Origin of the sequence: Pseudomonas azadiae (genome assembly GCF_019145355.1) — a bacterium.
Classification (GTDB): domain Bacteria; phylum Pseudomonadota; class Gammaproteobacteria; order Pseudomonadales; family Pseudomonadaceae; genus Aquipseudomonas; species Aquipseudomonas azadiae.
This window is the reverse complement of record NZ_JAHSTY010000001.1, coordinates 499,546-520,154: the sequence shown is the minus strand read 5'-3', so window position 1 is coordinate 520,154 and position 20,609 is coordinate 499,546. Positions and strand designations below refer to the sequence as shown.

17 protein-coding genes are annotated in these 20,609 nt (G+C 60.8%); 7 read left to right on the top strand and 10 right to left on the bottom strand.

Annotated elements, in window-relative coordinates; translation table 11 throughout:
* Nucleotides 1–2 precede the first annotated feature (2 nt).
* Nucleotides 3–1,961 carry a MacB family efflux pump subunit gene (locus KVG91_RS02430; protein WP_169374389.1) on the top strand — a complete coding sequence of 653 codons (1,959 nt, stop codon included), beginning with the start codon at nucleotides 3–5 and terminating at the stop codon, nucleotides 1,959–1,961.
* Nucleotides 1,962–1,971: 10 nt separating this feature from the next.
* On the opposite strand, the gene KVG91_RS02425 is transcribed toward KVG91_RS02430, so the two are convergent.
* The gene (locus KVG91_RS02425; RefSeq protein ID WP_169374390.1) at nucleotides 1,972–2,700 is read right to left on the bottom strand and encodes a helix-turn-helix domain-containing protein; all 729 of its coding nucleotides are present in this window, start codon (nucleotides 2,698–2,700) and stop codon (nucleotides 1,972–1,974) included.
* A gap of 392 nt (nucleotides 2,701–3,092) precedes the next feature.
* On the bottom strand, nucleotides 3,093–3,314 hold the full coding sequence (locus KVG91_RS27485) for a hypothetical protein (RefSeq protein WP_225926939.1): 222 nt from the start codon (nucleotides 3,312–3,314) through the stop codon (nucleotides 3,093–3,095).
* Between the two features lie 244 nt (nucleotides 3,315–3,558).
* On the opposite strand from KVG91_RS27485, the gene KVG91_RS02415 reads away from it, so the two are divergent.
* Complete coding sequence (locus tag KVG91_RS02415) at nucleotides 3,559–4,110, top strand: hypothetical protein (RefSeq protein WP_169374391.1); 552 nt, start codon at nucleotides 3,559–3,561, stop codon at nucleotides 4,108–4,110.
* 204 nt (nucleotides 4,111–4,314) lie between these two features.
* Here KVG91_RS02415 and KVG91_RS27915 read toward each other — a convergent pair whose 3' ends face one another.
* On the bottom strand, nucleotides 4,315–4,485 hold the full coding sequence (locus tag KVG91_RS27915) for a hypothetical protein (RefSeq protein ID WP_404822323.1): 171 nt from the start codon (nucleotides 4,483–4,485) through the stop codon (nucleotides 4,315–4,317).
* A gap of 565 nt (nucleotides 4,486–5,050) precedes the next feature.
* The gene (locus KVG91_RS02405; RefSeq protein WP_169374397.1) at nucleotides 5,051–5,950 is read right to left on the bottom strand and encodes a LysR family transcriptional regulator; all 900 of its coding nucleotides are present in this window, start codon (nucleotides 5,948–5,950) and stop codon (nucleotides 5,051–5,053) included.
* A gap of 183 nt (nucleotides 5,951–6,133) precedes the next feature.
* On the opposite strand from KVG91_RS02405, the gene KVG91_RS02400 reads away from it, so the two are divergent.
* Together KVG91_RS02400 and KVG91_RS02395 are read left to right on the top strand one after the other, a co-directional pair.
* Complete coding sequence (locus KVG91_RS02400) at nucleotides 6,134–7,144, top strand: zinc-dependent alcohol dehydrogenase family protein (protein WP_169374393.1); 1,011 nt, start codon at nucleotides 6,134–6,136, stop codon at nucleotides 7,142–7,144.
* A 284-nt stretch (nucleotides 7,145–7,428) separates the two neighbouring features.
* Nucleotides 7,429–8,142: an SOS response-associated peptidase family protein gene (locus KVG91_RS02395; RefSeq protein ID WP_169374394.1), complete on the top strand. Its 714-nt coding sequence runs from the start codon at nucleotides 7,429–7,431 to the stop codon at nucleotides 8,140–8,142.
* A gap of 18 nt (nucleotides 8,143–8,160) precedes the next feature.
* Here the strand turns inward: KVG91_RS02395 and KVG91_RS02390 are convergent, their stop codons facing one another.
* Nucleotides 8,161–9,156: an NAD(P)/FAD-dependent oxidoreductase gene (locus tag KVG91_RS02390; RefSeq protein ID WP_169374395.1), complete on the bottom strand. Its 996-nt coding sequence runs from the start codon at nucleotides 9,154–9,156 to the stop codon at nucleotides 8,161–8,163.
* 214 nt (nucleotides 9,157–9,370) lie between these two features.
* On the opposite strand from KVG91_RS02390, the gene pip reads away from it, so the two are divergent.
* The 3 genes from pip to gbdR all read left to right on the top strand — a co-directional run bounded on the left by pip (nucleotide 9,371) and on the right by gbdR (nucleotide 13,554).
* Nucleotides 9,371–10,351: a prolyl aminopeptidase gene (pip, locus tag KVG91_RS02385; RefSeq protein ID WP_169374396.1), complete on the top strand. Its 981-nt coding sequence runs from the start codon at nucleotides 9,371–9,373 to the stop codon at nucleotides 10,349–10,351.
* A 720-nt stretch (nucleotides 10,352–11,071) separates the two neighbouring features.
* Nucleotides 11,072–12,481 (top strand): GABA permease, encoded by a 1,410-nt coding sequence (gene gabP, locus KVG91_RS02380; protein WP_169377369.1) that lies wholly within the window; start codon nucleotides 11,072–11,074, stop codon nucleotides 12,479–12,481.
* A complete protein-coding gene (gene gbdR / locus KVG91_RS02375; RefSeq protein WP_169377370.1) occupies nucleotides 12,478–13,554 on the top strand; it encodes a choline metabolism transcriptional regulator GbdR in 1,077 nt (358 codons plus the stop codon). Before gabP ends, gbdR begins: the two co-directional genes overlap by 4 nt.
* A gap of 2 nt (nucleotides 13,555–13,556) precedes the next feature.
* Here the strand turns inward: gbdR and KVG91_RS02370 are convergent, their stop codons facing one another.
* The 5 genes from KVG91_RS02370 to accB form a co-directional block, all read right to left on the bottom strand.
* Nucleotides 13,557–14,900, bottom strand: a complete 1,344-nt coding sequence (locus KVG91_RS02370; protein ID WP_169377371.1) for a c-type cytochrome — start codon at nucleotides 14,898–14,900, stop codon at nucleotides 13,557–13,559.
* Between the two features lie 16 nt (nucleotides 14,901–14,916).
* A complete protein-coding gene (locus KVG91_RS02365) occupies nucleotides 14,917–17,148 on the bottom strand; it encodes a xanthine dehydrogenase family protein molybdopterin-binding subunit (RefSeq protein WP_217894862.1) in 2,232 nt (743 codons plus the stop codon).
* Nucleotides 17,148–17,603 (bottom strand): (2Fe-2S)-binding protein, encoded by a 456-nt coding sequence (locus tag KVG91_RS02360; RefSeq protein ID WP_169377679.1) that lies wholly within the window; start codon nucleotides 17,601–17,603, stop codon nucleotides 17,148–17,150. The genes KVG91_RS02365 and KVG91_RS02360 overlap by 1 nt, the downstream gene beginning before the upstream one ends.
* Nucleotides 17,604–18,764: 1,161 nt before the next feature.
* Entirely contained in the window at nucleotides 18,765–20,126 is a 1,362-nt protein-coding gene (gene accC, locus KVG91_RS02355) for an acetyl-CoA carboxylase biotin carboxylase subunit (protein WP_076954502.1), read from the bottom strand.
* Between the two features lie 17 nt (nucleotides 20,127–20,143).
* Nucleotides 20,144–20,605 (bottom strand): acetyl-CoA carboxylase biotin carboxyl carrier protein, encoded by a 462-nt coding sequence (accB, locus tag KVG91_RS02350; RefSeq protein WP_027607997.1) that lies wholly within the window; start codon nucleotides 20,603–20,605, stop codon nucleotides 20,144–20,146.
* Nucleotides 20,606–20,609: the final 4 nt, after the last annotated feature.

The following is a 20,609-nucleotide window of genomic DNA, read 5'->3' as shown; positions in this document are numbered from 1 at the left end:
TCATGGCCCAAGCTCTGCTGCAACTGAGCGGCATCACTCGCAGCTTCACTGCGGGTGACCGCGAATTCCTTGCGCTGAACGCTATTGACCTGACGATCCATGCCGGGGAAATGATCGCGATCATCGGCGCCTCCGGCTCCGGAAAATCCACCCTGATGAACATCCTGGGCTGCCTTGATTACGCCACCGCCGGCAGCTACAAGATCAACGGCCGCGAAACCCGTGATCTTGACAGCGAGGCGCTGGCGGAACTGCGTCGCGACTACTTCGGTTTCATCTTTCAGCGTTATCACTTGCTGCCGCACCTGAGCGCCATGCACAACGTCGAAATCCCGGCGATTTACGCCGGAACCCCAGAGCCGCAACGCCATGCCCGCGCCCGTGAATTGTTGGCGCGGCTTGGCCTGGAGGGGCACCTGACGCACCGGCCCAGCCAGCTCTCCGGCGGCCAGCAGCAGCGCGTGAGTATTGCCCGCGCCTTGATGAACGGCGGTGAAGTCATTCTCGCCGACGAGCCGACCGGCGCTCTTGACACCACCAGTGGCAAGGAAGTCATGCACATTCTGCAGGAGCTGCACGCCGCCGGGCACACGGTGATTCTGGTGACCCATGACCCGAAAGTCGCGGCCAATGCCGAGCGCATCATTGAAGTCAGCGATGGCGAAATCCTCAGCGACCGCCGCAACGTACGTTGTAGTGAAGCGCCGGCGAGCGACGATCGGGTGGCGCCACAAGCAACCGCAGCACGGCGTCTGGTCGCCAGCCTCGGGCTGTTCAAGGAAGCATTCAACATGGCCTGGGTCGCGTTGATTTCGCATCGCATGCGTACCTTGCTGACCATGCTCGGTATCGTCATCGGCATCACCTCGGTGGTCTCGATCTCGGCGATCGGCGAGGGCGCCAAGCGTTATGTGCTCAAGGACATTCAGGCGATCGGCAGCAATACCATCGATATCTATTCCGGGACCAGTTTCGGCGACAGTCGTTCTGCCGCGATCGAAACCCTGGTGCCCGCCGATGTCGCGGCGCTCAATCAGCTGTATTACGTCGATAGCGCGACGCCGGTGGTCGGACGCAATCTGCTGTTGCGTTACCGCAACATCGACGTCGATGCCCAGGTCAACGGCGTCAGCGATCTGTATTTTCAGGTGCGCGGGATCAAAATGGCAGCGGGGATTCATTTCAGCGAAAGCGATGCGCGGCGTCAGGCCCAGGTGGTTGTCATCGATCACAAGACCCGTCAGCGTCTGTTTGGCGAGCAGGTCGATCCGCTGGGGCAGGTGATCCTTATCGGTAATCTGCCGTGCACCGTGATTGGTGTGACAGCGCAGAACAAGAACCTGTTCGCCGCGAGCAAATCACTCAACGTTTGGGTGCCCTACGAAACCGCTGCCGGACGTCTGTTGGGCCAGCGCTATCTGGACAGCATCAGTGTGCGTATCAAGGACGGTCAGCCGAGCAAAGTGGTGGAAGACAACGTCAACAAGCTGATGCTGCAGCGCCACGGCACCAAGGACTTTTTCACCAACAACCTCGACAGCATTATGCAAACCGTACAAAAAACCAGCCGCTCGCTGGCACTGCTGCTGTCTCTGATCGCGGTGATTTCGCTGGTGGTCGGCGGCATCGGCGTGATGAACATCATGCTCGTCTCCGTAACCGAGCGTACCCGCGAGATTGGTATTCGCATGGCGGTCGGCGCGCGGCAGTCGGACATTCGTCAGCAGTTTCTGGTGGAAGCGGTGATGGTCTGTCTGCTCGGCGGCGCCATCGGTATTTCCCTGTCGTATGCCATCGGCCATCTGTTCTCGGTGTTCATCAAGGAATGGGAGATGGTGTTTTCAATGGGCTCAGTGCTGACGGCGGTGTTCTGTTCGACCCTCATCGGCGTGGTGTTCGGCTTCGTGCCCGCGCGCAACGCTTCGCGGCTGGATCCGATCGAAGCGTTGGCACGGGATTGACGTCGCGGTGTCAGGCCGCGGGGGAGGCTGCACTGTTCTGTGGCGAATACATCCACTTCATCAACGAATGCCGGCCGCTGATGCCCAGCTTGATCGCCGCGCGCTTGAGATAGCTTTCCACGGTGTTGACCTTCAACTGTAACTGCCCAGCCAGTTCAGGTGCCGTGTGCCCGGCGAGCAGGCCGACGCACACTTCGCTTTCGCGGTTCGACAGCTTCAACCCCAGTTGCTGCAAACGCTCGTTGAAACGCAGGCGCAGAATGTCGAGCCCAGTGGTTTCGGCGATCGGCGCCAGACCTGGCGGACCCATCTCTAGCGGCTGCAGCGCGTTGATGTGTTTTTCCACCATAGGCAGCAGCACCGGGGAGATGTCCTGCAACAGGCTGCGCTCCTGAGCCGAAAACCGTTCCGACTGATCGTTGCGGTACACCGAAATCACGTAACGGTAACCGTCCTTGCGCCGGGTCAGGTGCAACTGCGCAGCGTCGGCGGCGGTCGACGAGGGCTCGGGCTGCCGCCTGTCGCTGTGTTCGCTGAAGAGGGTGTCGGCTCGCAGCGCTGCGTCTTTCGGTGGCTCGGGCTCACAGCGCTGTGTCACCGGTTCGACGCGCATCTGCCGGATATGCGTGGCGTCCACCGCCAGTTGGGCGCGGATCAGATCATGCAGCATGCGTGGGAAGTGGCGGCTACCGGTGCTGGCGATGACCTTGCCGATGTGCGGAAACAGGTTTGAGTTCATGTCTTCATCCTTGAATAACAAAGGGTGGTGCGTGTCCCTGCAGCTGCGGCGAAAAGCTTCTTGACCGGCAAAAGCGCTGCGGGCATGGATCCTATCCTAGTACAACGTTTCGATTTGCGTTTAATCAAACGCACAGGCGGGGCCGCAATGAAGCTACCGCTCTGCAGTCTCTGAAAGCGCCTTTCCTGTAGGGTTTTCTCGCCGGCCTGGCCTGTTTTTCATCTGTAGAACAAGTGTTCCGATGGCCACCAATGCCACACCTGCGCCCGCAACGGGTATATAGGCGAGCCCGACCTGGTTCAGCCCGCGCCGATGCCACCCAGCGCCGTACCGAGGTTGAACGAAGCAATATTGAGTCTCGAAGCCACGCCGCTGCTGGACTGCACGCGTGGTTACGGTGCAGTTTCCGGCAACTCCTGGCACCACTTGATGGAACGCAACGCTTCCTCGGCAGGCACAAGCGCGTAGCGCGAGTAAAACATTGTTCCACGGAAACGACGGCCGTCGACTTCACCCAAGGTCTGCCCATTCTTGTAGTCAAAGGTGCTGAGTTGATCGGCGACGCAATACACCTTTCCATTTTCGACGGTGATATCGAACCGCTTGTTAACCATACCGCTGATGATGGGTGGCGAGGTGGAGGCGACGCTGTGCTTGCCGGCGGGAATGCCGGCCCTGAAAAAACTACCGGAAGGCAGGCCGAGGTGCGATAGAAGTACACGGTGGCCTCATCCGCACGGGGCTGCCAAATGTTGGAGTTCGGTAAGTGTGCTCGCCATCCGGTTATGCTAAGCAGGAAAAAATTTCGATTTTCGAAGTTTTTCTATCAAGTCGATGTAATTCATAGGAATGAAAGCAATGTATTTAAATTTCATCACTCTGCTCACGCTCACATTGCTCACTGGTTGCGCAGCAATCCCCTACGAAAAGCCGCAAGACCAGCTGAGCATCCAGAAAGACTTGTCTGTAAAACCTGAGGAAATTGTCACAATGACCCAGGTGAGTTGGTGCTCCTACGCCTATGGAGAAGTGACGCCTTGCCACCCTCAGGAGGCGCTGGGGGTTCAGACTCGGACAAAATTGATATTGGCTAGTTACGACAAGCCCCACTACAAAACAATTGTTGAAGTACAAGCCAGCGATGTCATGTGCGCGCATCTACAGACGCCGGTAGACACCGCTCCAAATCTGATTTTGTTCGCCCAAGACTATGCCGTACAAATTTGGCCAGTAGAGCCCAGTTTTAAACCGGATATAGCGAAGAAAAAACTCATCGTGGCTACCATGCTCCAACCAGGCAAGCGAACTTTAGTGGGCACTGAAAAGGATTATGTGAAGGACACGGGGCAAGGGAGAGCAGGGATGACGATGACCTCTATCGTAAACCTCGTTAATCCTTGTTCGCTTTGAAACCGAAAAGGGTTTGTTCTGTAAATTCCATGTCGGTCTGGCACAGAGGAAGCAGCGTCTTGAACAAGGCTTCCTTGGCTGAAAAACATAAATAGAAGAACGTCAGCGCCTGTTCTCCCTCCATTTTTTTTGAACTGGTTCAGCTCGTTCGGAGAAAGGACATGATGGGCCATTTGTTCAAGTTCTGCGTGTGCCACCATCGGTTCAGCGTCCAGGCCTATAGCGATAGGGCTTGGCAATAGGCAGCCACACGCTATCGCCACTCAGTGCCTGAAGCGCCGCAGCCGAACAGATTCGGCCGGCTGCGAACTCCTTGCGCCTGGATGTCATCGCGCACGCCAGCCATTTTTGCCGCTGCTGCGCCCTTGCACACACTGTACCGTTCAGGTCCTGGCGGTCGGTTTTTGCGCATTTGCTGGCTGCTGCTACGGCGCCTCCTGCCGGGCAGGGCGTTCGGATCGACGGATTTCCCTGATCGCATACAACAGACAGCGCACCGCGTCACGGTCCTGATCTGACAATGAGCGGTAGTAGCGAACCAGACGCTCCTCATCCCGGTTGAGTGGGCGAGTCCGCAGGGAGGTGCCGGAGGCGGCGGGCAGCTGGAGAGATGAGGGGATGGTTGGCATGATCCTCGTCCTTCATACGTGGCAGGGGCGACTTGTCTCAAACGATTCCAATACATAGCGTTTATTGCCGAGCGGGGCTCGTATTTTTTCGTGACTGTTGGGATTTTCAGAAGGGGCTGTCGGAAGTGGGTGGCGAGGAAGTAGGGGAAATGCAACCGGTGCTTGAGCCCACCCGCGATATTCAGCACGCCTAAAAAGGGCAAGTCGCGACGCTCTCTCAGACGACCGAGACGCCATCGCAGTCGCTGATGAAAAGCAGGTTAGTTCGACCGACCCCCACGGGCGAGGAGTTGTTCAAGCGACAGTCGAAATCAGTCAGCCTTGAACCACGTTGGATGAAGCGCTGGAAAGTGTTCGCGCAGCCAATTCGCAAATGCCAGCACCTGTGGGGCGAGGAGGGTCCTGCTGGGATACAGCACTGAAACCTTGCGCCGTGCGGGGCGGTAAGGTTGCAGCACCTCCACCAGCTCGCCACTGGACAGCGCCGCGTCGACGGTGATGCCCGGTGCTTGAATGATGCCGAAGCCAGCCACGGCGCAGTGGACGTAAGCATTCGATTCGTTGACGGTGATGGCGCCGCGGCAGGTGAAAGGCTGATCCGCCCCTTTACCTCGAAAATACCAGGGAAGCGGCCTGTTGCTTTGCCCTGAGAGGAAGTTGACGCCTCTGTGGTCGACCAACTCGTCCAGCGTCTTGGGTTCCCCCCGCTCCTGGAGATAGCCTGGCGCTGCGCAGGTGACCATTTCGACCGCTCCAATGTGACGGGCCACCATGCTTGAGTCAGGCAGTTCGCCAATGCGCAATACGCAGTCGACACCTTCTGCGACCAGGTCGACGGCCCTGTCAGTGACACCCACGATGAGTTCGATGTCGGGGAACGTTGCGGTAAATGTTTTCAAGCTCTCGATAAAGCTTCGCTGGGAAAACGCGCTGGGAATATCAACACGCAGCCGGCCTTGCAACATGGCTCCGCTGGCATCGAACATTGACGTGGTGTTCGAGATGTCCGCCAGGATGCATTTGACCCGCTCGTAGAATCGCTCCCCTTCGGCCGTCAGATTGACCTTGCGGGTGGTGCGGTGGAACAAGCGTACACCCAGGGACGCCTCCAACGCCTGGATCGACCGGGTGATAGACGGGCGCCCCGTCTGTGTCGCCTCCGCCACCTTGGTAAAGCTGCCCGATTCCGCGAGCCGAACGAACACGCGCATTGATTGCAAGAGTTCCATCCAAACCTCCAATTCTGCCAATAGGCAGGGTTTTGTTGCCTGGCAGGGTAACAATCTTGTGCGTCGTTGAACATTTATTCCAAGCGCCTGAAGCGAAACAATGCACGGCACCAACAGGCTGCCGAACCGACCGCCTGGCGTGCACTTCGAATGGAGAAGGAAAAAATGAAAGCTTGGCTTCTGAAAGATTTTGGCCTGGACAACCTGCAGCAGGGAGAGGCGCAAACGCCAACGCCCAAGGCCGGTGAACTGCTGGTCAAGGTCGGCGCGGTGTCTCTCAACTTCCGCGATAAAGCGATTGTTGACGGTATCTACGAGCCGCATAAGGTCCCCAAACCCCTGATTCCGGTCAGCGACGCCGCCGGTACTGTGGTGGCAGTGGGCGAGGGCGTGCGCCGTTTTGCGGTGGGTGACCGCGTCAACTCCCACCTGTACTCCCGCTGGCTCGATGGCATGCCGGCGCACGACGAACCCGATTACTGCCTCGGCTCCCCCCTGCCTGGCGGCTTGGCTGAGTTCATGATCATCCATGAAGACAGCGCCGTTCGTGCGCCCGACGATATGAGTGACGAAGAAGCCTCGACCCTTCCAATCGCAGCATTGACGGCCTGGTATTCGCTGGTGGACTTCGGCCAGGTCGAAGCGGGCCAGACCGTACTGGTACAGGGCACGGGCGGTGTATCGATCTTTGCCGCTCAGATCGCCATGGCGCTGGGCGCGAAGGTCATCATTACGTCGAGTCGCGACGATAACCTCGAAGCGGTCATCAAACTGGGCGCGGTCGCTGGGGTGAACTACCGCAAGACGCCGGACTGGGCTGCACAAGTCCTGAAACTTACCGACGGCAAGGGCGTTGACCTGTTGCTGGAAGTGGCGGGCGGCGACGGTGTCAACGCTTCTGTTCAAGCAACCAAAGTGGGCGGTCGTATTGCTCAAATCGGTTTCCTGACTGGCCAGACCACCGCGTTGAACTTGATGCCGATGATCTTCCGCCAAACCACGATTCGCGGTATCGCCGTTGCGCCACGCTCGTCGTTTGACCGGATGAACGCGTTCCTCAACACCCACCGTATCCGTCCGGTAATCGACCATGTGTACCCGTTCGAACAAGCGCGTGAGGCTTACGAGCACTTGGCTCGCGGTCCATTCGGCAAGGTGGTGATCAAGGTCAGTTGAGCAAAAAGCAAAACCCGGCGATGGCCGGGTTTTGCTCCTGCATCACGCTTTTTTCGAGTCGATGTTGATCGCTGACAGCAGGGCCTCTCCAGGCGATGAAAGGCCGCATAAATTTTTGAATTTTCTCCAATTTCCGTTCATCCGCCAATGTCCGGGATTTTCGAACCAGTGTCTACGGCATCCGCTCGTACTTATAACGTCTTCGCACCTTAACCTGATCATCGCAGATGACGGGGCGACGACCTGTATCGGTACCTTTTTGAGTGACTGCTGGAGTTCAGGCAATGTGTGAATTTATCGTTCAACCCGGTTCTTCCCCAGACCTTTTGGAACTGCTGGCCGGCAGCGCAAGCGGACGTGTCAATGGCGCCGGCAGTGTTTTTTGCCCAAGCTTGCGCCCTGACACCGTCCCGGGTGTGGCCGAGGCCAGGAACATCATCAAGCCGAGCATGACCGTCAGCGCAATCCGCCTGCGCGACGGCCAGCTCGAATGCGTAAAGGTGCGCTGGGGATGGTCACCCGTCTGGACGATGGGAACGATGCCGCCGCGCACTCACTTGCCCTTGCACCTGGTGATGCGCTCGCGGGTGTTCGACCGCATCCGCAGCGAAGGGCGAGTGCTGGTCGCGGTGGACGGCTGGTACGATATCCCCGCAGCCACGCCCTCTCACCAGACCCCATCCTTGAGCTACACCACCTCCCGGCAATCGTCGCCGATGTTCCTGGCCGCCTTCGCTCAGATCAGTGAAAAGCCGTGCGGCTGCGATGGGCTGGTATTGATGACCTGCGGCGACCCCGCTAGTGCCGAACAGCGCCTTCTGGCGTTCAATGCAGAGCATGCACTCGGATGGTTGGAGCCGGACCTGCAGTGGGAGCAAGCGCTGCAGATGACAGCGCACATGGCCGTCGATGAACCGCAACTGGAACATGTACTGACCTCCCCGCGCGCGCTTCAAGGCGCAACGTTGCGCAGGGTTGATGCCGCGCGCCGCAGATAAACGCCGACCGGGAGAAACTCAAACGCCGTGTTTCTTGTCACGCGCTCGGTCCCACAAACGCACCTCCAGGCTGTTGTGTACTGCGGTCGCACAGACAGCAGCCTGGCCCGTTGCGACACTGATCTGCTTGAGCGAATTGACGACGTCGCCAACCGCATAAAGGCCTTCGACCGAGGTGCCTTGGCGAGCGTCGACCTTCAGCGCACCTTGCTCGTCGGCTTCGGCACCGAGTTGCACCGCCAACTCGGAAGCTATGTGGGAGCCCAGCGAGGGGTAGACAATGTCAAAGCAGAGGCTTTCACCTGTGCAAGTCGTCACCTGGACTTTTTCGTCGCGCATCTCGATGTGCTCGACACGATCACCGACGAGGTGAATCCCGGCGTGCCTGGCTACCGCCACGGCCGCTTCGCAGGCCTCGTTTTCGCCATGGACCAGCACCGTCACCCGGTCGGTGAAATTGCGCAGGAAAAGTCCATGATTGATCGCACAGTGCGCTTCGCCATACACCGCCACGTTATCGCCGTTGACTTCGTAGCCATCACAGATCGCACAGAGTCGGATCACAGACTGCGCAACGGCATCATAGGCGCCCTCCATGTGCGGCAGCGTGTCGACGATGCCGGTCGCCAGTACCACGCGACGCGCAGTCACCCGGCGGCCGTTGAGCTGGGCGACGAAGCCTGTGGGGTGCTTGAGCAAGCACTCTATCCTTGCTGACTCGATGAGCGCGCCGTAGCGCAAAGCCTGCTCTCGCAGCCGGGCGAGCAGATCCCGGCCGGATATGCCCGGTGGAAAGCCGGGGTAGTTATGGGTCAGTGGGATGAGGCTCGCACGACTGGGCCCGCCGTCGGCGATGAGGACCTGGCGGTGGAACCGACTCAGGTAAACACCCGTGGTCAACCCGGCGGGGCCGGCGCCGATGATCAGGCAATCAAAATCGACATGCCCCGCTTCGGCAGAAGCAGAGTCTGGTCGCGCGAACAGCGCGTTGTATTCATCCGGGTCCAAAGGCATCGCCTGTTCCTCGTAAGTGCGGTGTCATTAGCACTGGCTCGAAAGGATCGGCAAAGATTGCTCCAGCCGACAAATGGCCGTTGTTTATGCCTCGTTATCAACGACTTGCCCGTTTGTATCCTGCGCGGTCTGCACAGCTGAACTTGCATCGCGCGGCTATTTTCGAAACCCAGACAGACCCCTGTTTTTAACGCCATTTACAAGGAGCAGCTCAATGGATGCCCCCCGCCAAATCACCTATGAACAATTTCCGCCCATCGAGCGTCCTCGGCGCAGCGGCATGCTGGCAGTCGACGATCTGCATACATTGTATTGGGAAGAAAGCGGCAACCCCGACGGTGTGCCGGTCGTTTACCTTCACGGCGGTCCCGGCGAAGGTGCCCCGCCGACCAAACGACAATTCTGGGACCCGGACCACTACCGTATCGTGCTATTCGACCAGCGCGGCGCACTGCGCTCGACGCCCTTGGCGGAACTGCGCAACAACACCACCCAGGCGCTTGTTACTGACCTCGAAGCGCTGAGGGAACATCTGGGCATTGATCGTTGGTTGATCACCGGTGGCTCATGGGGGACCACCTTGGCACTGGCCTATGGCGAGGCGCATCCACAAAGCTGCCTGGGCTTCATCCTGCGCGGAGTGTTTCTGGGCACGGCCGACGAGATTGATTGGTTTATCTACGGCATGCGGCGCTTCTTTCCCCGCGCCCATGAAGATTTCATCAACTTCATCCCCGAAGCCGAACGCCACGATCTGTTGAAGGCCTACCTCGACCGCATGAAGGACGATGACGAGCAACTGCGCATGGACGCGATCCGCTGCTGGGTGCGTTATTCGGCAAGTTGTTCCTTATTGCGACACGACCCTGACGGCGTGGAGGAGCAAGCTTCGGATGACCAGACCAGCATCGGCATGGCTTGCCTGGATGCGTGGTACTTCAAGAACAAGCTGTTCCTGGAGGAGGATCAATTGATTCGGGACATAGCGGCAATCGCCCATCTGCCGTGCAGGATCATCCAGGGTGGCCATGACATGATCGCGACGCCCAATTCCGCCTTTCGCCTGCACAAAGCCTGGCCTGGCTCGGTGCTGACGATCGTCAATGATGCCGGGCATTCGCCGTCGGAAACCGGGATCATCAGCGCTTTGATTGAAGCAACCGAGCAGTTTAAGACCCGTGGCGCATTCAGCTGACGTTTGTATTTCGCACACAAAGGCCATTCGGCAATTACACAGATCAACTGTGGGAGCTGTCGAGCCCCGGCGAGGCTGCGATAGCGGCGGCATGGCTGGCATTTACTTCGCCTGATACACCGCTATCGCAGCCTCGCTAAAGCTCGGGAGCTGCCACAGGGGAATGGCTGTGTCAGGTGGAATGGGTTTACCTGCGAGCACAATCTCGGCAACGACACAGATCAACTGTGGGAGCTGTCGAGCCCCGGCGAGGCTGCGATAGCGGCGGCATGGCTGGCATTTACTTCGCCTGATACACCGCTATCGCAGCCTCGCTAAAGCTCGACAGCTCCCACAGGGGAATGGCTGTGTCAGATGGAATGGGTTTACCCGCGAGCACACTCTGGGCAACGACACAGATCAACTGTGGGAGCTGTCGAGCCCCAGCGAGGCTGCGAAGGCGGCGGCATGGCTGGCATTTACTTCGCCTGACCCACCGCTATCGCAGCCTCGCTGGAGCTCGACAGCTCCCCCAGGGGCTGTGTCAGGTGGAGTTGGGTTGCACCTGCGAGTTCTTCCGATGTCAGCCCAGCCGAATGTCGATATCAGGCCAACCTGTGACGCTTTCAGGCTGTTTTTGCTGAAGTCAGGCCGCGTAAGGTGACCCATCATTAAGAAATGATGATCGCCTGACGCTTGAGTCAGCACGCCTTGACGTCGATCACCGAGAACAAAAAAACAATGAATAGCCTCCCGTCCAACGATTCAAACGGCCAGCTGGCGCAAGGCTTCAAGCCGCGTCATGTCACCATGCTTTCGATTGCGGGCATCATCGGCGCGGGGTTGTTTGTCGGTTCCGGGCATGCGATTGCGGCGGCAGGGCCTGCGGTGCTGCTGGCCTATCTGTTTTCCGGCTTGCTGGTGGTGCTGGTGATGCGCATGCTGGGGGAGATGGCGGTGGCCAACCCGGATACCGGTTCATTCTCGACCTATGCCGACCAGGCCATCGGCCGTTGGGCCGGCTTTACCATCGGCTGGCTGTACTGGTGGTTCTGGGTGCTGGTAATTCCCATCGAAGCCCTGGCCGCCGGGCATATCCTCAACCAGTGGTTCCCGCAGATCGACGCTTGGCTATTTGCCTTGCTGTCGATCTTTTTGCTGGTGGTCACCAATCTGTTCAGCGTGTCCAAGTACGGCGAGTTCGAGTTCTGGTTTGCCATGGCCAAGGTCATCGCGATCATCGCCTTCATCGGCCTGGGCTTTGCGGTGCTGATGGGCTGGGTGCCTGAGCGAGAGGCCAGCGGGCTTGGCCAGTTGATGCAGGACCATGGCGGTTTCGCGCCCAACGGGCTGTCGGCGGTGGTCGGGGCCTTCATTACCATCATGTTCAGTTTTATCGGCACCGAGGCGGTCACCATCGCGGCGGCCGAGTCCAGCAACCCGGCGCAGAACATAGCCCGGGCGACGCGCTCGGTAATGTGGCGCATCGGTGTGTTCTACGTGTTGTCGATTTTTGTGGTGATCTCTGTAGTGCCCTGGAATGACCCACTGCTGGCGTCGGTCGGCTCGTATCAGCGGGCGCTGGAGCTGATGAATATTCCCCATGCCAAACTGCTGGTGGACGTGGTGGTGCTGATCGCCGTGGCCAGTTGCATGAATTCTTCCATCTACATTGCCTCGCGCATGCTGTTTTCCCTGGGCAAGCGCGGCGATGCGCCCCGGCTGATGAAGAAGACCTCGGCCGCGAGCGTGCCCCGGGCGGCAGTGATTGCCAGCACGGTCCTGGGGGCGGGCGTGACCCTGTTCAGCTACTTCATGCCGGCCGGGCTGTTTCAGTTCCTGTTGGCCAGTTCAGGCGCCATCGCCTTGCTGGTGTACCTGGTGATTGCCATTTCCCAGCTGCGCATGCGCAAGATCCTGCGGCAGCGCAACGTCACGCTGAGCTTCCAGATGTGGCTGTTCCCCTGGCTGACCTGGCTGGTCATCGTATTCATTTGCGCCGCGTTGGCGACGATGCTGGTAACGCCCGAACACCGCTTTGAAGTGTCTTCGACCATCGGCCTGGCCTTGATCATTTCGTTGATCGGATTGCTCACCGCACGGCAGCCCGAACCCTCGGCAAGCACCGCGGCCGCCGCCTCATCGCCATGAACGGTCGCCCTACAGGCAGCATCGTTTTCCTGCTGCTGGACCAGTTCACCCTGATGTCACTGGCCTCGGCGGTCGAACCCTTGCGCATGGCCAACCAGCTGTCGGGCCAGGAGCTTTACCAATGGCACACGGCGAGTGCCGACGGTAACCCAGTGTGGGCCAGTGACGGCGTGCCCATCACACCGGACGGTTCGATACTCAACGTGCCGTCGGCTGATATCGTGATCGTCTGCGGCGGCATTGGTATCCAGGGCACCGTGACGGGCGAACTGGTCAAATGGCTGCGCACCCAGGCACGTTACTCCAAGCGCTTGGGCGGTATTTGTACCGGCAGTTGGGTGCTGGCGCGGGCCGGCTTGCTCGATGGCTATGAATGCAGCGTGCATTGGGAATGGCTGGCGGCCATGCAGGAGGCGTTTCCTCGGGTGACACTCAGTACCAGCCTGTTCACCCTTGACCGAGACCGCCTCACCAGCTCGGGCGGTACGGCCCCATTGGACATGATGCTGCACCTGATCGGACGTGATCACGGGCACGAACTGGCGGCGGCCATTTCCGACATGTTCATGTATGAGCGAATCCGCAACGAGCAGGACCATCAACGTGTGCCCTTGAAGCACATGCTGGGCACCCAGCAGCCCAAGCTGCAGGACATCGTGGCGTTGATGGAGGCCAACCTGGAAGAGCCGATCGAACTGGATCAATTGGCCGCTTACGTGGCGTTGTCGCGTCGACAGCTTGAGCGCATGTTCCAGAAGTACCTGCACTGTTCACCCTCGCGCTACTACCTGCGGCTACGGTTGATCCGCGCACGGCAGTTGCTCAAGCAGACGCCGATTTCAATCGTGGAATTGGCGGTGCTGTGCGGCTTCGTGTCCACCCCGCATTTCTCCAAATGCTACCGGGAGTACTTCGGCGTGCCGCCCAGCGACGAACGTTCGGTGATGGACAGCGAACGCTCCATCGTGCCCAAGCCGGTTATCCGGCCGTCAGCTGCGCCCGTGCCAATGAACGTCATGGAGCAGGCACGGGGCGAGGCGACGTTTGCCAGTGTGAAAAACCTGAAACCCTGAACTCAGCGCATCTGCAGGATGATCGGGCTGCTGCTCGCCGGGTCGGTCTGCCCACGCAGCTTGCCCACTGCGGTTGCGTCCACCGCGCCACCGTGGTTGCCCCAGGCCCCGCGCATGTAACTGAGTACTTCGGCGATCTGCTGGTCGGACAATTGCTCACGGAACGCCGGCATGCGGTAGGCATCCGGTACGCCGGCGGTCACGACGCGTTGCGAGCCGTTGAGGGTGATGTTGATCGCAGAGGCGCTTTCCTTGGCCAACGCCGACGTGGCGCCGGCCAGGGGTGGCATCCATTCGGGCTGGCCCTTGCCGTCCAGTCCATGGCAGGAGGCGCAGCGGGTCGCATAGGTGTGGGCGCCGGGGACGTCCCGGCGCGCGGTCACCGCCTGATATTGCCAGGGCGTGCCGTCGCGCTGCGGGTCGCCGGGCAGTGCCTTGAGATAACGCGCGATGGCGGCCAGGTCGTCATCCTGCATGAACTGCGTCGAGTTGTTGAAGGCTTCGGTCATCGAGCCGTAGACCACGGCATGGGCGTTGCGGCCGGTCTTGAGGAACTGCACGATCTGCGCCTCGCTCCAGCGTCCCAGCCCGGTGTTGGGGTCCTGGCGCAGGCTGGGTGCGTACCAGCCGTCGAGCAGGGCGCCGGCGAGGTACGGCGCACCGGACTCGTCCAGGGCTTTTTCGTTGAAGGCCAGGCCGCGCGGCGTGTGGCAACTGCCACAGTGGCCCGGCCCTTGGACGATGTAAGCGCCACGGTTCCACAGGGCGTCCTGATCCGCCTTGGCGGCATAGGTCGCGGTGGGCGCGAATAGGCCGTTCCACAGTGCGATGGGCCAGCGCATGTTCAGGGGCCAGGGGATATCGCTGGGGATATTCGGCTGGTTGGCCGGTTGCACGCCCTGCATGAAGAACGCATACAACGCGCGCACGTCATCGTCGCTGAGCTTGACGTAGGAAGGGTAGGGCATGGCCGGGTACAAGCGTCGGCCACCCGGCGCCACGCCCTGGCGCACTGCGCGGTCGAAGTCGGCCAGGCTGTAGGCGCCGATTCCGGTGGCTTTGTCCGGCGTGATGTTGGTGGCATGAATCGCACCCAGCGGCGTGGCCATTTCCAGGCCACCGGCGAACGGCGCCTTGCCCGGCAGGCTGTGGCAGGCCACGCAGTCGCTGAGACGGGCCACGTACTCGCCGCGACTGACCCGTGCGGGCTCGAAGGTGGCGGCGGCCGGTTCCTGTGCGAACGGTGTTGCGGGCTCACGGGTGACGTACCAGGCCAGCAGGCCTGCCGCGACCAGGCAGGGCAGCGCCAGCCAGCCTGCGGTTCTTGCGAATCGACGGTTGTTCATGGGCGTTTCCTGTGGGTCAGCTGAAGGTGTGTCGGCTCAAGGGCAGGCTGCGAATACGCTGGCCGGTCAGTTGCGCCACGGCGTTGGCCACGGCCGGTGCCACGGCGGGCAGCGGCGGTTCACCGATGCCGCCCATCTTCTCGCCACTTTCGACGATCCGCACATGCACCCGCGCCATCTGCGCGGCCGCCAGGATCGGATACAGGTCGTAGTTGCGCGCCCGTGGCATGCCGTCCACGTATACCGCTTCTTCCAGCAACGTCTGGGATAAACCCAACGCCACGGCACCATTGACCTGAGCTTCGACAATCGCCGGGTTGACGATGCTGCCCGGGTCGATGGCTTGCCAGATATCGTGCACCTTGACCTGGCCACCCTCGATGGACACCTCGGCGATCACCGCCGCGTGGGAGCCGAACGGCGAAGCCATGGCCACGCCGCGCGCGCGTCGGCTGCCGTCCTCGGCGGTGAACGGGCCACGCTTCCAGCCGCCGGACAACTCGCCGACCGCGTGCAGCAGGGTGGTCAGCCGTGAATTGTCGCGCAACAGGTGCAGGCGCAATTCATAGGGATCCTGGCCGCCTTTGTCGGCCAGCTCATCCAGGAACGCTTCGTAGAAAAAGTCGTTGAGCGAATTGCCCACCGAACGCCAATAGCCAAGCATCGCCGGGCCTTTGACGTAGATCTGCGCGATGCGTTTGTGGGGGATGGCGTAGGCTTTGCCCGACAACCCTTCAAGGGCCGTGGGGTCGATTTTGTCGCCCTGTTTGCCGGCGATGGCCTCGCTCGGGCCTTCGGTGGCGCTGACGGCTTCGATTGCCAGCGGCAGGCCTTTGTCGTCCAGCGCGGCGCGGAACTTGACCACCGCCACCGGGCGCAATACGTCGCGCAAAAACTCTTCCTCACGGGTCCAGATCACCTTGACCGGCCGGCCCACAGCCTTGGCCAACGTAATGGCCTGGGGGTAGGGGTTGGCCGAGTCATACAGGAAATGCCGGCCGAAAAAACCGCCCAGCAGTGGTGAATGCAGGTTGATCTTCGCCACGTCGAGGCCGGTGCGCTTGGCGATGTCGGCGCGGAACATGTCCGGCGCCTGGTTGGGCAGCCAGATATCCAGCGTACCGTCGGCGTTGTAGCGGGCCAGGGCCGACGGCGGCTCCAACTGGGCGTGGTTGACGTATTGGTTGTGGTAGGTGGCTTCGATGCGGGTCTTGGCGCCTGCCAGCGCGCCGGCAACGTCTCCTTCATTCTCGTCGTCGCGGGCCGGGCCTTGTTGAGCGGCGAGGAAGTCGCGGTACTTGTCGCTGGAAAAGTCCGCCGGCATGACGCGTACGGTCGAGTCGGCCGCCGCTTCCTGCCAGTCGACCTGGACCGCTTCCACCGCACGCTTGGCGTGCCACCAGCGTTCAGCCACCACCGCCACCGCACCGGGCAGTACGTGCACCGAATGCACGCCTTTCATGCCTTCGACCTGGGACTGGTTGCGCAGGCCGCCCACGGTCATGCCCAGGCGTGGCGCATGCTGTACCGCAGCGTGGAGCATGCCGTCGACTTTCAGGTCGATGCTGTATTGCGCCTTGCCGGTGGATTTGTCGTAGGCGTCCAGACGCTTGACCGGCTTGCCGATCCAGCGGAACTGGCTCGGATCGCGCAGCTTGATGCTGGCCGGGTCAGGCACCGGCATGTCCAGGGCGCGCCCGGCCAGTTCGCCGTAACCCAGCGAGCGACCGGACGCAGCGTGTACCACCCGGCCGGGCTGGGTGCTCAACTCGGCGACTGGCACACCCAACTGCTCGGCGCCGGCCTGCAGCAACATGGCGCGGGCGAGGGCGCCGAGGCGACGCATGGTCGGGTAGCTCATGCGCACCGACATGCTGCCGCCGGTGATGCGCATGCCGTTTTCCATCACCACATAGGCCTCGCCGGGCGGGGCGGCTTCGACGATGAATGTGGCAGGGTCGGCGTCCAGTTCTTCGCCGACGATCTGCGCCATGGCGGTGTGGGTGCCTTGGCCGCCTTCCATGAAGGGGCTGAGCAGACGCACGCTGCCGTCCGGGCGAATCTCCAGGAACGCCGGCACCTGGGTGCCGCGCTCTGCGGCGGCCGCGGCCTGCACCCTGGCGGAGCCGAGCGGCAGGCCGAAACCGATCACCAGCGCACCCACGGCGGTACTCGCCAGGAAACGGCGGCGCGACAGGTTTATGGGTTCACCGGATAACAGGTCGGGCAGTTCGGGGCGCATGTTCATCAGACGCCCTCCTGCTTGGCCAAGTCGTGGACGGCCGTGCGAATCGCGTTATAAGTGCCGCAACGGCACAGGTTGATCATCGCCGCTTCGATCTGCGCATCGGTCGGCGCGGGGGTGTGCTTGAGCAGGGCAGTGGCCGCCATCACCTGCCCGGACTGACAGTAACCGCATTGCGCCACCTGGCGCTCGACCCAGGCCGCGACCACGCGCTTGCCCACTGCATCGGCTTCAATCGCCTCGATGGTAGTGATCTCCCGCCCGATCACGCCGGCGACCGGCGTGACGCACGAGCGCACCACATTGCCGTCCACCAGCACCGAACAGGCGCCGCACTGGGCCAGGCCGCAGCCGAACTTGGTGCCGGTCAGGCCCAGGTCGTCGCGGATCACCCACAGCAATGGCGTGTCGGCATCGGCGTCGACCTGATAGGCTTTTTGGTTGATTCGTAATTCCATGGTGGGCTCACCTGCTGATCATCGGTTGGTGCTTCGGGTTTCTTATAGGAGGCGATGGATCGCCCATCTTCGGACTCTAGCCCAGGATGCAAGGGGTATGTATGCGATTGGGGGCGTATTCAGAGGATCAGGCAAGCAATCGACAGGATTGGGTCAGTGTTGCGGTGGCCTTGGGGGCGACCGGGCCGTTGTTGTTGTTGTTGTTGTTGTTGTTGTTGTTGTTGTTGTTGACTGTGTACATATCCGTTATTTAGGTCACGGCGGCTGGCGGTTCCGCTCTTACAGCGGGTCACTTTTTGAAGGACCGGAATGCCGGCCCAGCAAAAAGTAACCAAAAAGTCCTCGCCCCACCACTCGGTGCCTCGCCTAGGCTCGGCATGCCCGTAATTCGACACTGATTTGGGGGGCCGCCGCCTACGCGCCATCCATGGCGCGTGGGCGGCTAAACCGGCATCCCTGCCGGTTTACCCCCCAAATCACTGTCGAATTCCGGCCAGCGTGGTTGACGGGGCGATTGCAGATCAAAAGCAAGAGCGCGGCGGCCTTCGAGCCGACCGGTGATAGGTCCGGTGTACTCGGTCAAAACTGTGGGAGCGGGCTTGCTCGCGAATGGGGTGGATCAGTGACAGATGTAGTCGCTGACACACCCCCTTCGCGAGCAAGCCCGCTCCCACAGTTTGATCTACACACATCAGGTAGACCTCAGACTGCTCTGGCTCTGGCTCTGCTTTTGATCTGCTCTTGATCTGGCTTTTGATCTTGATCTCAGGCGCCCCGTCAACCAAGCCTGCGTTCGGGCACACCGAGCCTAAGCGAGGTGCCGAGTGGTGGGGCAAGAGCCCTTTGGTTACTTTGGGGCTTTTCCAAAGTGACCCGCCGTGAGGGCGGAACCAATAGCCGCCGCTACCCAAATAACGGATATGTACCCGATCAACAACAGTCTGGTCGGCCCAAAGGCCGCCACGGAACCAAGCCCCCCGCCACACACCGCTGAAAGTTGTGTAGATACCCATGCTGCGATGGCGGAGTGTCTGCTTGCTCATCAATACCTGATCCACCGCTATCGCAGGCAAGCCAGCTCCCACAGGGGGTTGGTGGTGTTCTTGCTATTGCATAAACAACAAAACCGCCCGAAGGCGGTTTTGTGGGTGGAGCACGAACTTACTGATTGGCCAGCTTGTGTTCCAGGTAGTGAATGTTCACGCCCCCTTCGCAGAAGCCTTCATCACGGACCAGGTCCCGATGCAGCGGGATGTTGGTCTTGATGCCGTCCACCACGATTTCGTCCAGGGCGTTGCGCATGCGGGCCATGGCCTCGTCGCGGGTGGCGCCCCAGGTGATCAGCTTGCCGATCAACGAGTCGTAGTTGGACGGAACCTTGTAGCCGCTGTACAGGTGCGAATCCACGCGTACGCCGTTGCCGCCGGGCGCGTGGAAATGCTTGACCAGGCCTGGGCTCGGCATAAAGGTTTGCGGGTCTTCGGCGTTGATCCGGCATTCCAGCGAGTGGCCATGGATCTTCACGTCGTCCTGGGTGAAGGACAGCTTGTTGCCGGCGGCGATGCTGAGCATCTCCTTGACGATGTCGATACCGGTGACCATCTCCGACACCGGGTGCTCTACCTGCACGCGAGTGTTCATCTCGATGAAGTAGAAACGACCGTTCTCGTAGAGGAACTCGAAGGTACCGGCGCCGCGGTAGTTGATGTCGATGCACGCCTTGACGCAGCGTGCCAGCACTTCCTCGCGGGCCTTCTCGTCCAGGCCCGGTGCCGGGGCTTCTTCCAACACCTTCTGGTGACGGCGCTGCAGCGAGCAATCGCGGTCACCCAGGTGGATGGCATGGCCCTGGCCGTCGGACAGTACCTGCACTTCCACGTGACGCGGGTTGGTCAGGTACTTCTCCAGGTAGACCATCGGGTTGCCGAACCAGGCGCCCGCTTCGGAGCGGGTCTGCTTGGCGGCCTCGATCAGGTCTTCTTCCTTGTGCACCACGCGCATGCCGCGACCACCACCGCCACCGGCGGCCTTGATGATCACCGGGTAGCCGACTTCGCGACCAATGCGCAGCGCGGTTTCCTCGTCTTCAGGCAGCGGGCCGTCGGAGCCTGGAACGGTCGGCACGCCGGCGGCGATCATGGCGTCCTTGGCCGATACCTTGTCGCCCATCAGGCGAATGGTCTCGGCTTTCGGGCCGATGAAGGCGAACCCGGATTTTTCCACCTGTTCGGCGAAATCGGCGTTTTCCGCAAGGAAGCCGTAGCCCGGGTGGATGCCATCGGCGCCGGTCACTTCAGCGGCGGCGATGATGTTCGAGACTTTCAGGTACGAGTTCGCGGCCAGTGGCGGGCCGATGCAGATGCTCTCGTCCGCCAGTTTCACGTGCATCAATTCGGTATCGGCCGTCGAGTAAACAGCGACGGTCTTGATGCCCTCTTCCTTACAGGCGCGCAGGATACGCAGCGCGATCTCGCCGCGGTTGGCGATCAGGACTTTTTGCAGTTTCTTCGCAGGTTTCAACATCGAAGGCGCTCCGCGGTTCAAACGATGGTGAACAGCGGCTGGTCGTACTCAACCGGCTGACCGTTTTCTACCAGGATGGATTCGATGACGCCGGCTTTTTCAGCGGTGATGTGGTTCATCATCTTCATCGCTTCAACGATGCAGATGGTGTCGCCCACTTTCACCGTCTTGCCGACTTCAACGAAGGCTGGCGAGGTCGGTGCCGGGGTGCGGTAGAACGTACCGACCATTGGCGACTTGACCACGAAGCCGTTCAACGCAGGTGCGGCCGGGGCAGCAGGTGCTGCGGCGGCGGCAGGCGCAGCGGCAGGTGCGGCTGCCGGGGCCGGCGCTTGCATCTGTGGCGCATAGAACTGTTGGGCTGGCGTCTTGCTGTGACGGCTGATCCGTACGGACTCTTCGCCTTCCTTGATTTCCAGCTCGTCGATACCGGATTCTTCCAGCAGTTCGATTAGTTTCTTAACTTTACGGATATCCATGAAT